Source organism: Actinoalloteichus caeruleus DSM 43889 (assembly GCF_000429185.2).
Taxonomy (GTDB): Bacteria; Actinomycetota; Actinomycetes; order Mycobacteriales; family Pseudonocardiaceae; genus Actinoalloteichus_B; species Actinoalloteichus_B caeruleus.
Map to the genome: position 1 here is coordinate 2719187 of NZ_AUBJ02000001.1, position 14126 is coordinate 2733312.

Below are 14126 nucleotides of genomic sequence, written 5' to 3' on the forward strand. Positions count from 1 at the left end.
CTACATCCTCGCACCGGCTGGCCGGGCGGCCCGCAGCTGGTCGAGGTCGTCCAGCACCTTGTCGGCCGCCGCGTTCCCGCTGGCCACACAGGCGGGGACCCCCACCCCGCCCAGGGCCGCGCCCGCCGCCGCGATCCCCACGACGGGGTCGAGCCCCGAGGTGATCCGCGCTACGCGGTCCAGGTGACCGACCCCGTACTGCGGCAGCGCCCCACCCCAGCGCACGACAGCGGTGTCCAGGGGACGCACCGGGGTGCCGAGGAGCTCGGTCAGGTCCGCGAGCACGCCCCGCGTGATCTCCTCGTCGCCCCGCCGCAGGGCGGAGGCCTCCCCGAACCGGCCCACCGAGCCGCGCACCAGCACCGGAGCGTCCCCGCCACCGGCGAGGTGCGGCCACTTGCGGCTCGAGTAGGTGAAGGCCTTGGCCGTGAACGGAGTGCCGTCGTCGTGGCGCTCCCCCGCCGCCACGAGGACGCCGCTGCTGTCGGGGAGCACGGTGCCCGGCGGCAGTGCCAGCCCCACCACGACCGACGAGGCCAGCTCGACCTCCCGGTACGCCGCGGCCGCCCCAGGCGCGACGTCGGCCAGCAGCCGGGCCGCGGCGGGGGCGGGAACGGCGAGGACGACCAGGTCCACCGAGAGCGACTCGGGGCGGGCGGCAGAGCCGATCTCCAGGCGCCACCCGTTCGTGGCGGGTTCGACGGCGCGGACCGGGAGGCCGAGGCGGAGGTCGGCGGCCGAGGATTCGAGCAACAGCTCGGGCAGGGTGGCAAGGCCCTCCCGCAGGGTCGCGAACACCGGAGGGCGGGACTGGCCCTCCGCGACGGGTGGTGGCATCAGGTGGCTGACGGCCGCCAACAGCGTGCTGGGTTCCTCATCGAGGCGGGAGGCCAGCCCCGGCATCGTGGCCCGCAGGCCCAGGTCGTCGGCGCGGCCCGCGTACACGCCCCCGAGCAGGGGATCCACCAGCCGGTCGACCACCTCGTCACCGAGCCGCTCCCGGACGAGACGGCCGAGGGAGACGTCCCGGCCCCCGAGGTCGACGGGAGGCTGGTCGGCCTCCGATGCCACCACCTCGACCGACGCCGGGGACAGCACGTCCCGCACGGCCTGGGGGGTTTCCGGGAGGCCCTGGAAGGTGCGGCGGGGCAGCGGAACCGTGCGCCCGCCAGCGCGCACCGTGGGGGCGGCCCCCGAAGGGTGGACGAGGTCGACGTCCACGTCGAGTTCGCCCAGCAGGTCGGCGATCTCGGGACGCCGGGCCAGGTACGCCTCGGCGCCCAGGTCGTACCGGACGCCACCCACCGGCACCGCCCGCAGCTTGCCCCCGACCGCGCGTCCCTGGTCGATCACGGTGATCCGGGCGTCGGGGCCGAGGCGCTTCCGCAGCCGGTGGGCGGCCGTAAGCCCCGCGACTCCGCCTCCGACGACGGCGACGCGGGGCGACGCGGACGAGTGGGTCACGGTCGACGCGTCCCGCCGGGAGTGGCACCCTCCACGGTCATGCCCCCGGGTCGCGGCGGGTGGTCTCGTGCACGTGGTCGACCACCCGGGTCAGCACGCCGGGATCGGTGTCCGGCAGGACGCCGTGCCCCAGGTTGAAGATGTGCCCCGCGGCGGCCCGGCCCTCGGTGATCACCCGATCGGTCTCCCGCAGCGCCACCTCCTCGCCGGCGAACAGCACGGCTGGGTCGAGGTTGCCCTGGACCACCGGGAGCGGGGCGTCCGGGTCGGCCAGCCGCAGCCGGCGCACCGCCTCGTCCAGCGGGAGGCGCCAGTCCACGCCGACGACGTCGGCGCCGGCCTGCCGCATCGATCCCAGCAGTTCACCGGTCCCCACCCCGAAGTGGATTCGGGGAACGCCCATGCCGGCCAGGCCAGCCAGCACCCTGCTGCTGTGCGGGAGCACGAACTCGCGGTACTCGCGCACCGAGAGGGCACCGGCCCAGGAGTCGAAGAGCTGCACGGCGTCCACCCCGGCTGCCACCTGCTCCCGGAGGAACAGCAGGGTCAGGTCCGCGAGGTGGGCCAGCAGCGCGTGCCAGGTGCCGGGGTCGCCGTGCATCATCGCCTTGGTCCGCTCGTGGTTGCGGCTCGGGCCGCCCTCCACGAGGTAGGAGGCGAGGGTGAACGGGGCACCGGCGAAACCGATGAGCGGTGTCCGCCCGAGTTCGCCGAGCAGCATCCGCACCGTCTCCGCCACGGGCGCGATCTGGTCCGGGTCGAGGCGCGGCAGCCGGGACACCGCGGCGGCGTCCCGTACGGGCTCGGCGATCACCGGTCCGGTACCGGGGACGATGTCCAGGTCGACGCCGGCCGCCGCCAGGGGGACGACGATGTCGCTGAACAGGATCGCCGCGTCCACCTGGTGCCTGCGCACCGGCTGGAGCGTGATCTCGCAGGCCATGTCCGGTGTCAGGCACGCCTGGAGCATCGGAACGCCCGCCCGCAGTTCGCGGTACTCGGGCAGCGACCTGCCGGCCTGACGCATGAACCACACGGGCGTGTGATCGGGAACCCCGCCGGAGGCCGCGACCAGCAAAGGGCTCTGGGTGAGGTCCCGACGCGTCGAGACCGTGGAGGGATTCGTCATGGCACCCCCATCGTCCCATGCGTCCGCCACGCCCGGCACCGGCCCTCGATGGGTGCCGGGCTCCGAACGGGACGTCGTGTCGGACTGCCCGCGAGATTCTCGGCGCGCCTGCGGGATTCCGTCGCCGGATGCACCTACAGTCGCCAGCCGTGACCGGGATGGCGGGTGTACCCGAGGTGTTCCGGCTGGCGGTGACCACGCTGCGGTCGGTGAGGCCACGGCCCGAGTTGACCTTCGAGGAAGTGCGCCCGCCCCAGCGGCTGGCCCCGTGGGCGTACGCGCTGACGGCGGAGGTCACGGGACCGACCGGCGAGTTCGCCACCGGCCGACTGATCGTGCTGCACGATCCGGAGAAGAGCGGCGGTTGGGGCGGTGAGCTCCGGCTCGTCGTGTACCTGCAGGCGGAGCTGGACCCCGAGTTCGCCGCCGATCCACTGCTGACCGAGGTCGGGTGGTCCTGGCTGACCGAGGCCCTGGAGGTCCGAGGGGCCGACTTCTCCGCGTTGGGGGGGACCGTGACGGTCACGTCCTCCGTCCGTTTCGGGGACATCTCCGGGCCCACCCGTTCCCACGAACTGGAGTTGCGGGGGTCGTGGACGGCGGGCAGCGGCGATCTCGCCCCGCACGGCGACGCCCTGTGCGGGTTGCTCGCCAGCGCGGTGGGCCTGCCGCCGGTGGGGGTGACCACGCTCGGCCCGCGCCGGGGTGACACGCACGCCTGATCGGCGCGCGGCGGCGGGCGCGGTGGCGCCCCAGCCCGTCGTGCCGTCGCGCCACCGGGGTGGGGCACTCGTGGTTGGTCGACTCGGGCGCCGGCGTTCGACGCGCTTCGGCGGGGTCGGCCCCGAGCGACCCGCGGGGACTGGTTGGTCGAGGGCACCCCGCTCGAGCGGAGAAGTGGGCGGGATCTCAGAATGGAACCCGGCGGGACACCGGCCCGCCGTGATCGTCCCGGATTCCCGGTGGTGGCCGCGCCCCGACGGGCTGCGCTGTTCGGTGGTGCCGAGGCACCACCATCCGCTGGCGCCAGGTCCACCTATCGCACGATCAAAAAGGGAATGTCGCCCCACGGGCCGCTCGCGTTAGCCAACACTCGCATCGTCACCCGAACGTGTTATCAGTTCCTGGCCAGGTGACAACCCAATCGGGATAGATCCCGCCTCGATCGTCCCGCTGGGACAGTTTGCCGGCTACGCTGCCCGAGTCGACACCACTTTCGGTCGATCAGTGGCGCGGCTGATTGGTCGAGAGTCCCGGTGCCGGTCGGGGGGCACGACCGACTCCAGGGAGGTAGTGACGTGGCTGCCGTCGGCTTAGGTCAGGCCGTTCGAACCACGCCAGCCGGCGCGTTGCCGGCCAACATGGTCCCGCACCCGCGGGAAGAGCTGTTCTCGGTACTGGTGGTGGACGACCATCCGCTGCTTCGGGAGGCGATCGCCGCCCGGTTGCAGCAGATGGGCGCCGGCACCGTGCACGAGGCGGCGTCGCTGGCCGAAGCCAGAGCTCGTGCTCTGGCCACCGGACCATGCGACCTTGCGATCCTCGATCTCGGGCTCCCGGACGGGAGTGGCATCGACCTGGTCACGGAACTCCGTGGCCACGGTTGGCCCCGGATCGTGGTCCTGGCATCCTCCGACGACCCGTACGCGGTACGGGCGGCCTTCCAGGCGGGCGCTCAGGCGTACCTGCTGAAGTCCGCCTCGCCGATGGTCGTCACCGACGGGGTTCGCCGGGTCCTCGACGGCGGGGTGTACGCCGACCCGAGTGTGGCGCCCGTCCTCGCAGCGGGCACCAGGGTTCCGGGCACCGACAACACGCCTCGCGAGTTGTCCGCCCGTGAGGTCGAGGTGTTGCAGCTGGTCGCTGACGGCCGATCCAACAAGGAGATCGGCGAGGCGCTCAACCTGTCCGCCCTCACGGTCAAGAGCCACCTGTCACGCATCGGCCGCAAACTCGGTACCGGTGATCGTGCGCAGATGGTGGCGCTGGCCATGCGGGCGGGCGTGATCCGCTAGTGGAGTGGGGATGGCACGAACCCGTGCCATCCCCACCTTCCAGCAGTGCCTGTGGGACCCGGGGACGGGGGAGGCACGTAGGGTCATCGCCCGTGGACGCTCAACCAGCCAACCCGGATGAGGTCGGACCCGGCGACCGCGGCGGTGAGAACCGGAAACACGCTCAGGGCACGGACGAGAACGCGGCGGTACCGCTGCGCCGCCCGGCCGACGGCGTGCCTCCTGTTGTCGTCGACCGCAACGCGCTCCAGCTCGTCGCCACCGCGATGGCCGGTGCCACCGGCCCGGTGGCCGTCGACACCGAACGCGCCTCGGGCTACCGGTACTCCAATCGCGCCTACCTGGTCCAGCTCCGTCGCGAGGGCGCGGGGACGGCGCTGATCGACCCGATCCCCGTCGCCGACGCGCTTGGCCCGCTCAGGGAGGCGCTCACCGGGCCGGAATGGGTCTTACACGCCGCCTCGCAGGACCTGCCGTGCCTCGCGGAGTTGGAACTGCGGCCGACGTCGTTGTTCGACACCGAACTCGCCGGCCGGCTCGCCGGCTTCCCCCGCGTGTCGCTCGCGGCGCTCGTGCGGCAGCAGCTCGGGTACGAGCTGGAGAAGGGACACGGCGCGGCCGACTGGTCACGTCGTCCCCTGCCCGCGGACTGGCTGAACTACGCCGCCCTCGACGTGGAACTGCTGGTGCCGTTGCGGGACTCCCTGGAGGAGGAACTCCGCCGGCAGGGGAAGCTCGACTGGGCGTTGCAGGAGTTCGAGTGGGTCCGCACGGCCCCACCTCCCCCGCCCCGCGCACAGCCCTGGCGCCGGACCTCGGGCATCCACCGGGTGCACGCCCCCAGGCAGCTCGCGGCCGTTCGCGAGCTGTGGCTGGCCCGGGACGCCGTCGCCGAGTCGCGGGACATCGCCCCCGGTCGGGTCCTGCCGGACAAGGCCGTGATCGAGGCCGCGCAGGCTGCTCCGAAGACCGAACGCGAGCTGTTGGCGCTGCCGGTATTCCGGGGCCGGGCTCAGCGGCGGCGGGCGCACACCTGGCTGGCGGCCCTGCGGGCGGCGGCCGAGCTGCCGACGGATGAGCTCCCCAGCCCGGCGCAGCCCTCGGACGGCCCGCCACCCCCGAACCGGTGGGCGGACCGGGACCCGGAGGCCGCGGCACGGCTCTCCGCCGCCAGGGCCGTGCTGACCGAGACCGCCGAGCGGCTGCGGCTGCCGGTCGAGAACCTCATCCAACCCGATCTCGTCCGCCGGACGTGCTGGACGCCCCCGGAGCAGCTGGACGTCCAGGCGGTGAGCGCGGCGCTGCGGGCGGGCAACGCCCGCGAATGGCAGGTGGAACTCACGGCGTCCCATCTCACCGAGGCGCTGCGGGTCACCGCCTGACAGCGGATCACTCGAGCAGGGCCGCGGCGTGCTGGAGCGCCGCGGCCAGCCGGGCGGCGGTGTCCCCCGGGTAGGCCAACCGCGCAGGGGTGGCCTGGTGGCCGTTGAGCCGCAACACGGCCAGGGGGGCCTGCCGTCGGAGCGCGCGGTGCACCACCAGGGAGCGTGGTCGGGCGTCGGCGGTGACGCCGTCCACCTGGCCCAGCGGTCCCACTCCGCGCGCTCCGGGGAGGAAGGCGTTGCCGATGGTCAGGGCGGCCGTCTCCGCCGCGCGGGTGGTCACCTTGAGCGTCCCGCGCCCGGGGCTGTCCCCCAGCACCAGGAGGACCCGCCACTGCCGCCGGTCGACCGTGACCACGGTGAACGATGGAGTCCCGGTCACCAGGTCGTCGCCGGGCACCGCGACGGCCCAACGGTTGTCGAGCAGGATCACCCTGTCTGTCCTTTCCGGAACGCGGGCTGATGTCGGGCGGCGTGTGCCGCCACCCTGATCGCGTTGCGGGGTCGCCACACTACGGCACGGCGCGGGGAGGCCCCGCGATGGGAGCGCTCCAACGACCCGCCCGACTCCGCTTCCCGATCTTTTCGCCGCCCACCCTGGCGTTTGGGTTACTGACGGGTAGCATCGCGGTCAGCGGGCGCGGAGCAGCGCGCCCAGGCCCACTCAGCGAGGAGAAGGAGCACGCCGTGGCCGACGCCGTTGCAGCGCGTGCGCTTCGGAACGTGGTCTTCGTCGACGGTGTGAGGACACCGTTCGGCAAGGCCGGCCCGAAGGGCATCTACGCCGAGACCCGCGCGGACGACCTGGTCGTCAAGACGCTCAGGGAACTCCTCCGGCGACATCCCCAACTGCCGCCCGAGCGGGTCGGTGAGGTCGCCATCGCCGCGACGACCCAGATCGGGGACCAGGGACTGACCATCGGCAGGACGGCGGCACTGCTGGCCGGGCTGCCCCGTTCGGTGCCCGGATTCGCCATCGACCGGATGTGCGCCGGAGCGATGACGGCCGTGACCTCGGTGGCCGGCGGCATCGCCTTCGGCGCCTACGACGTCGCGCTGGCCGGCGGTGTGGAGCACATGGGCCGGCACCCGATGGGCGAGGGCGTTGATCCCAACCCCCGATTCCTCGCGGACAAGCTCGTGGACCCCTCCGCGCTGGTCATGGGCCAGACGGCGGAGAACCTGCACGACCGGTTCCCCCACCTGGACAAGGGTCGGGTCGACGCCTACGCGGCGACCAGCCAGGAGCGCTTCGCCGAGGCGGTCAAGACCGGTCGGATCAGCGCCGACCTCGTCCCGGTGGCCACCAGGTCCGCCGAGCTCGGCTGGGGGCTGGCGACCGAGGACGAGCCGCCCCGCCCCGGCACCACCGTCGAGGCCCTCGCCGCGCTGAAGACCCCCTTCCGCCCGCACGGCCGGGTCACCGCCGGCAACTCCGCCGGGCTGAACGACGGGGCCACCGCCGCGCTGATCGCCGGCGAGGACACGGCCACCGAACTCGGGCTGCCGGTGGGGATGCGGCTGGTCGGCTACTCCTTCGCCGGTGTCGACCCGGAGGTGATGGGAGTCGGGCCGGTACCCGCCACCGAGCAGGCGCTGGCCAGGGCTGGCCTGACGATCGACGACATCGGCCTGTTCGAGATCAACGAGGCCTTCGCCGTCCAGGTCCTGGCCTTCCTCGACCACTTCGGCATCGCGGACGACGACCCCAGGGTCAACCCGTGGGGCGGCGCGATCGCGTGCGGCCACCCCCTCGCCGCCTCGGGCGTCCGGCTGATGACCCAGCTCAGCCGCCACTTCGCCGAACGCCCCGAGGTCCGCTACGGGATCACCACCATGTGCATCGGCATCGGCATGGGCGGCACGGTCATCTGGGAGAACCCGCACTGGGACGGTCGGGAACGGAACGGGGACGCGAAGTGAGTGACACGACGGGCGGGGTCACCGCCGAGGACATGCGGAACGCGATGCCGGACGAGGTCGTGACCAGGTCGGTGACCAGGCTCGTCCGCGTGCCCGGCGTCGAACGACCGATCGCCCTGGTGACCCTGGACAACGGGCACGACCACACGCGCCCCTCCACCCTCGGCCCCCAGGGGCTGCTCAGCCTGGACGCGGCGCTCGACGAGGCCTTCGCCGCGGAGCCCGCCGCGATCGCGGTGACCGGCAAGCCGTTCGTCTTCGCGGTCGGCGCGGACCTCTCCGGCGTCACCCGGCTGACCTCGGCCGAGCAGGCCCGGTGGATCGCCCACACGGGGCACGCGGTCTTCCGCCGCCTCACCGAGTCCACCATCCCGACCTTCGCCTTCGTCAACGGGGCGGCGCTCGGCGGCGGCCTGGAACTCGCGCTCTCCTGCCACTACCGCACGGTCGCGGCGAACGCGGCGATGCTCGCCCTGCCCGAGACCTTCCTGGGGCTGTTCCCCGGGTGGGGCGGCACCCAACTGCTGCCCAACCTGATCGGGCCGGACGCGGCGGTCACGGTCATCCTGGAGAACGCCCTCAACCAGAACCGCCGGCTCAGCCCCGCCAAGGCCGCGGCGCTCGGCGTCGTCGACGTGGTCCTGGACTCCGCCGACTACCTGGAGCAGTCCCTGCGGTGGGCGGCCGGGGTGCTCGAGGGGCGGATTCGGCCCGAACGTCCGGAGATCGACCGGGACCAGGCCTGGACCGCCGCCCTCGACCGGGGGCGGGCCTTCGTCGCGGCCAAGACGCAGGGAGCGGCGCCTGGCGCGACGAAGGCGTTGGAACTCCTCGAACTGGCCCGCCACGCCACCCTGGACGAGGGGTACGCGGCCGAGACCGAGGGCCTCACCGAGCTGCTCATGTCCGACGAGCTGCGGGCGGGCCTGTACGCGTTCGACCTGACGCAGAAGCGCGCTCGGCGCCCCGCCGGCGCCCCGGACAAGTCACTCGCTCGTCCCGTCACCAAGGTGGGGGTGGTCGGCGCCGGGCTCATGGCGAGCCAGCTCGCACTGCTCTTCGTCCGCCGCCTGCGGGTTCCCGTGGTGCTCACCGACGTCGACCAGGAACGGCTCGACCGGGGCGTCGGCTACGTGCACGCCGAGGTGGACAAGCTGTTGTCGAAGGGGCGCGTCTCGCCGGACGAGGCGAACCGGCTCCGAGCCCTGGTCACGGGTTCGCTGGACAAGGCCGCCTTCGCCGACGCCGACTTCGTCATCGAGGCCGTCTTCGAGGACCTGTCGCTGAAGCGGCGTGTGTTCGCCGAGCTGGAGGAGCACGTCTCCCCGGAGGCGGTGCTCGCCACGAACACCTCGTCGCTGTCCATCACGGACATGGCCGCGGAACTGCGACACCCGGAGCGGGTCGTGGGCTTCCACTTCTTCAACCCGGTCGCGGTCCTCCCGCTGCTGGAGGTCGTGCGGGGGCAGCACACCGACGACGCCACCGTCGCCACCGCCCTGCGCACGGGCAAGGAGCTGAAGAAGTCCTGCGTGCTCGTCGCCGACGCGCCGGCCTTCGTCGTGAACCGACTGCTCACCCGGTTCCTCGGCGAGGTGATCGGCGCGATCGACGAGGGCACCCCCTTCGAGGTCGCCGACCGCGCGCTCCAACCGCTCGGGCTGCCCATGAGCCCGCTGATCCTGCTCCAGCTGGTCGGGCCAGCCGTCGCCTCGCACGTCGCGCAGACCCTGCACGACGCCTTCCCGGACCGGTTCGGGGTCAGCGAGAACCTGCGCCGGTTCGTGGCGGCCGGCAAGACCGCGGTGTGGACCTGGGACGAGCGGAACGTGCAGCGGCTCGACCCGGAGGTGGCGGAGCTCTGGCACCAGGGTGACGCGCCGCTCACCGAGGAGGAGCTGCGGGAGCGCGCGCTGGCCGCGCTCGCCGAGGAGGCCCGCGTCATGCTGGAGGAGAAGGTCGTCGCGGAGCCGGCGGACATCGACCTGTGCATGATCCTCGGCGCCGGCTGGCCGTTCTGGCTGGGTGGGATCACCCCGTACCTCGACCGCACCGGCGTGGCGGAGCGGGTCAACGGGGAACGCTTCCTCCCGAGGGGCGTCGCGTCCCCGGCGGCCGGCTGAGAACTCCGGTCGACAACTCCGGTGGGGTCGGCGGGGAACCGTCGGCCCCACCGGGACACCGGGTCCGTGTCCCGCCGCCCCCTCGGGCTCAGGGCGCGGCGGGGAACTCCACCGTCACGGTGAGGCCACCGCCGTCCACCGGCTCCACCTCGACACGACCGCCGTGGGCGGCCGCCGCCGACCGGACGATCGAGAGGCCGAGGCCGGCGCCGAAGTGGGAGGTCCTGCCGCCGCCCCTGCTGAAGGGCTCGAGCAGCTGCGCCGCCCGTTCCGGCGGGACCACCGGCCCCGACGAGGACACCACCAGCCGCGAACCCGACTGGTCCCCGCTCGTGCGCACGCTGATCCAGCCCCCCTCCACGTTGTGCCGCACCGCGTTCTCGACCAGGTTCCCGGCGATCCGCTCGACCAGGGCCGGGTCTCCGGTCACCAGGCCGGGCTCCGTGTCGAAGGTGACGGAGAGCTTCCGGTCGGCGGCCTCGGCGCGCACCGCGCGCCACGCGCTCTCCACCATGGTGGCGAGGTCCACCGGCTCCCGGGCGTTGAGCCCCGTGGCGTCGGTGCGGGCCAACAACAGCAACGCGGTGACGAGGTGCTCCGCCCGTCGTGTGGCGTCCCGCACCACGTCGGCCATCCTGCGGAGCTCCGCCACGTCCGCGTCCGGATCGGCCAGGGTGACGTCCAGCTCGGTGCGGATCACCGCCAGCGGCGTGCGCAGCTCGTGGCTCGCGTTGGCGACGAACCGGCGCTGGGCCTCGAAGGCGGCCTGGAGCCGGTCGAGCATCTCGTCGAAGGTGTCAGCGAGTTCCGCCACCTCGTCGCGCGCGCCCACGAACTCGATGCGCTCCTCCAGCGATTCGGCGGACAGCCGACGAGCCGTGCCGGTGACCCTGTGCAACGGGGCCAACACCCGCCCGGTGAGGGACCAGGCGAGCAGGAAGGCCGCCGCGATGACGCACAGGTAGGCCAGCAGCCCCACCTCCAGGACCCGGTCCCTCGCCTGGTCGTGCAGCAGCGTCGTCAGTTCGGTCGCCTCGACCTCGACGCCGTCGACCCGGACCCGCATACCGCGCGGCAACCGGGGCGAGTCGGCGAGGGCCTGCCCGATCTGCATCCAGCCCAACCACAGGAGCAGCGCGCTCACGACGGCGACGAGCCCGGTCGCGAGCAGGGTGATGCGGACCCGGAGGCCGAGACCTCGACGGCCGGGGCGGTGGTCAGCGTTCAGTGTTCGCACCCGCGACGCTGTCGGTCTCCGGTTCCACGACTCCCGCGGTCGGCACCCGGTACCCGGACCCGACGACGGTCTCCACCACCGCCGGTTCCCCGAGCTTCTTCCGCAGGGTCATGACGGTCACCCGCACGGTGGTGGTGAACGGGTCCGCGTTCTCGTCCCACACGCGCTCCAGCAGCTCCTCGCTGCTGACGACCGAACCACCGGCGGAGAGCAGCACCTCCAGGACGCCGAACTCCTTGCGGGTCAGGTCGACCTGTTCACCGTTGCGGGTGACGGTGCGGGAGGCTGGATCGAGCACCAGCTGCTCGGCCGTGAGCCGGGGCGGCACCGGGGGCGTGGACCGCCGGCCCAACGCGCGGATCCTGGCGACCAGCTCGGGGAAGGCGAAGGGCTTCGCCAGGTAGTCGTCCGCGCCCAGCGACAGGCCCTCGACCCGGTCCTCCACCTCGCCGCTCGCCGTGAGCATCATGACCCGCGTCAGTGCCCCGGACCGGAGGATCTCCCGGCACAACTCGTCGCCGGACAGCCCCGGAAGATCGCGGTCGAGCACCACGACGTCGTATCTGGTGATCGACGCCTTCTCGTGCCCCGACTCACCGTCATAGGCGATGTCAACGGCCATGCCCTCTCGGCGCAGACCCCGGGCGATCGCGTCTGCCAGGGGCTGCTCGTCCTCTACGACCAGTATGCGCACGTCACCAACCGTCCCACACGAACCTGAGAGCGGGCTGGGCTTTCCCGGCCCGCGGCAGCGTCACCGATGTCACTTCCGCTCGCTGTCCCGCACCCGCTGCGGGTCCGCGACGTCGACCTCGGGCGAGTCACTCGCCTCACCCAGGATCCCGGCGGCCCACTCGGTGATCCGGCGCGCGACGTCCTGGTCGGTGAGCCCGAGCTCGGCGAGCACCTCTCCCCGGGAACCGTGGTCGAGGAACCGTTGGGGCACGCCGATGTCGCGGAGGGGGACATCGACCTCCGCGTCCCGCAGCGCCGCCGCCAGCGCCCAGCCGACGCCTCCGTGCCGGCCACCGTCCTCGACCGTGACGACCATCCGGTGGTCCGCCGCGAGCGCCACCAGTTCCTCGGGTACTGGCACGACCCACCTCGGATCCACCACGGTGACCCCGATTCCCTGGTCGGCCAGTCGGTGCGCGGCGCGGACGGCCAGTTCGGCGAAGCTACCGACGCCGACCAGGAGGACGTCCGCCTCGGTGTCCTCCCGGAGGACGTCCACCGGGCCGACGCGCCGGACGGCCTCGATCCGGTCGCCGACGTCGCCCTTGGCGAACCGGATCACCCCGGGCCCGTCGGTGATCCGCACCGCCTCCCGCAGCGCCTCACGGAGGGTGTCGGCGTCCCGGGGGGCGGCGACCCGGATGCCCGGCACCACACCGAGGATCGACAGGTCCCACACGCCGTTGTGGCTCGCGCCGTCCGAGCCGGTGATCCCGGCGCGGTCGAGCACGACCGTCACCGGCTGCCGGTGCAGCGCGACGTCCATCAGCAGCTGGTCGAAGGCGCGGTTGAGGAACGTCGCGTACACCGCCACCACGGGGTGCATGCCCGCCATCGCCAGACCGGCGGCCGAGGTCAGCGCGTGCTGTTCGGCGATACCGACGTCGAAGCACCGCTTCGGGTAGGCCGAGGCGAACCTGTCCAGGCCGGTCGGCCCGAGCATCGCGGCGGTGATCGCGACGAGGTCCTGGCGCTCCGCCCCGATCCGCACGAGCTCGTCGGAGAACACCGAGGTCCAGCTCGTCCCGCCGGAGGCCGTGGCCGGTTCCCCGGTGACCGGGTCGATCACACCCGTGGAGTGCATCTGGTCGGCCGTGTCGTTCTCGGCCGGGGCGAAGCCCGTGCCCTTCCTGGTGACCGCGTGCACGATGACCGGGCCACCGAACGCCTTGGCCCGGCGGAGGGCGGCGTCGAGGGCGCCCAGGTCGTGTCCGTCCACCGGCCCGAAGTACTTCAGCCCGAGGTCCTCGAACATGGCCTGCGGGCTGATGGCGTCCTTGAGCCCGCGTTTCGCCGCGTGCAGACCCGCGTAGATCGGACGGCCGACCATGGGGATGCTCTGGAGGGTGCGCTTCCCGCTCTCCAGGGCGCGTTCGTAGCCGGGCCGCAGGCGCAGCGACGCCAGGTGGTCCGCGAGGCCGCCGATGGTGGGCGAGTAGGACCGGCCGTTGTCGTTGACCACGATCACGAGCGGGCGGTTGCCGTCGCCGGCGATGTTGTTCAACGCCTCCCAGCACATTCCACCGGTCAGCGCGCCGTCACCGACCACGGCCACGACGTGCCGGCGGGCGCCCTGGAGCTGGTAGGCCTTGGCGAGCCCGTCGGCGTAGGAGAGCGCGGTCGAGGCGTGGCTGTTCTCCACCAGGTCGTGTTCGCTCTCGGCCCGCGACGGGTAGCCGGACAGCCCGTCCCGCTTCCTCAGCCGGTCGAACCCTCCCTGACGACCCGTGATGATCTTGTGCACGTAGGCCTGGTGCCCGGTGTCGAAGACGACGGGGTCGTGGGGTGAGTCGAAGACGCGGTGGACGGCGAGGGTCAGCTCCACGACCCCGAGGTTGGGCCCCAGGTGCCCGCCGGTCCGCGAGACCTTCTCGATGAGGAAGGAGCGGATCTCCTCGGCCAGTCGCTGGAGCTCACCCAGCTCCATTCTCCTCAGATCAGCCGGGCTGTGCACGGACTCGAGCAGGGTCACCACTCCACCTCAATTCAGTGCCGTTCGCCAGCCCCGTCCAGGTACGAGGGCGTACTCCCACGGACAGGGTGCGGCCGGTCAACTACGTCGCGCCAGTCTACGGACGGGTAACCCGAGGGCACCGTCCCGGTCGCTGCGGGGTGTGA

General features: G+C 72.8%; 11 protein-coding genes. 5 read left to right on the top strand and 6 right to left on the bottom strand.

All coding sequences use genetic code 11. The features are described from left to right. A complete protein-coding gene (hemG, locus tag G443_RS10000) occupies nucleotides 1–1464 on the bottom strand; it encodes a protoporphyrinogen oxidase (protein ID WP_026418354.1) in 1464 nt (487 codons plus the stop codon). 37 nt (nucleotides 1465–1501) lie between these two features. Next, a complete protein-coding gene (gene hemE / locus G443_RS10005; RefSeq protein ID WP_026418353.1) occupies nucleotides 1502–2593 on the bottom strand; it encodes a uroporphyrinogen decarboxylase in 1092 nt (363 codons plus the stop codon). A 149-nt stretch (nucleotides 2594–2742) separates the two neighbouring features. On the opposite strand from hemE, the gene G443_RS10010 reads away from it, so the two are divergent. The 3 genes from G443_RS10010 to G443_RS10020 all read left to right on the top strand — a co-directional run bounded on the left by G443_RS10010 (nucleotide 2743) and on the right by G443_RS10020 (nucleotide 5990). Continuing rightward, complete coding sequence (locus G443_RS10010) at nucleotides 2743–3315, top strand: DUF3000 domain-containing protein (protein WP_026418352.1); 573 nt, start codon at nucleotides 2743–2745, stop codon at nucleotides 3313–3315. 576 nt (nucleotides 3316–3891) lie between these two features. After that, nucleotides 3892–4608: a response regulator gene (locus tag G443_RS10015; RefSeq protein WP_035272912.1), complete on the top strand. Its 717-nt coding sequence runs from the start codon at nucleotides 3892–3894 to the stop codon at nucleotides 4606–4608. 92 nt (nucleotides 4609–4700) lie between these two features. Next, complete coding sequence (locus G443_RS10020; protein ID WP_103055605.1) at nucleotides 4701–5990, top strand: ribonuclease D; 1290 nt, start codon at nucleotides 4701–4703, stop codon at nucleotides 5988–5990. A gap of 7 nt (nucleotides 5991–5997) precedes the next feature. Here the strand turns inward: G443_RS10020 and G443_RS10025 are convergent, their stop codons facing one another. Beyond that, a complete protein-coding gene (locus tag G443_RS10025; RefSeq protein ID WP_026418350.1) occupies nucleotides 5998–6423 on the bottom strand; it encodes a hypothetical protein in 426 nt (141 codons plus the stop codon). 254 nt (nucleotides 6424–6677) lie between these two features. On the opposite strand from G443_RS10025, the gene G443_RS10030 reads away from it, so the two are divergent. After that, nucleotides 6678–7913 carry a thiolase family protein gene (locus G443_RS10030; RefSeq protein ID WP_026418349.1) on the top strand — a complete coding sequence of 412 codons (1236 nt, stop codon included), beginning with the start codon at nucleotides 6678–6680 and terminating at the stop codon, nucleotides 7911–7913. Nucleotides 7914–7945: 32 nt separating this feature from the next. Next, nucleotides 7946–10036, top strand: coding sequence for a 3-hydroxyacyl-CoA dehydrogenase NAD-binding domain-containing protein (locus tag G443_RS10035; protein ID WP_026418348.1), 2091 nt, complete (start codon nucleotides 7946–7948; stop codon nucleotides 10034–10036). An 88-nt stretch (nucleotides 10037–10124) separates the two neighbouring features. Here G443_RS10035 and G443_RS10040 read toward each other — a convergent pair whose 3' ends face one another. From G443_RS10040 to dxs, 3 genes are all read right to left on the bottom strand, one after another. Next, complete coding sequence (locus G443_RS10040) at nucleotides 10125–11273, bottom strand: sensor histidine kinase (protein WP_026418347.1); 1149 nt, start codon at nucleotides 11271–11273, stop codon at nucleotides 10125–10127. Then, nucleotides 11254–11967 carry a response regulator transcription factor gene (locus tag G443_RS10045; RefSeq protein WP_035273061.1) on the bottom strand — a complete coding sequence of 238 codons (714 nt, stop codon included), beginning with the start codon at nucleotides 11965–11967 and terminating at the stop codon, nucleotides 11254–11256. Before G443_RS10045 ends, G443_RS10040 begins: the two co-directional genes overlap by 20 nt. Nucleotides 11968–12036: 69 nt before the next feature. Continuing rightward, a complete protein-coding gene (gene dxs / locus G443_RS10050; protein WP_026418346.1) occupies nucleotides 12037–13980 on the bottom strand; it encodes a 1-deoxy-D-xylulose-5-phosphate synthase in 1944 nt (647 codons plus the stop codon). Between the last annotated feature and the right edge of the window lie 146 nt (nucleotides 13981–14126).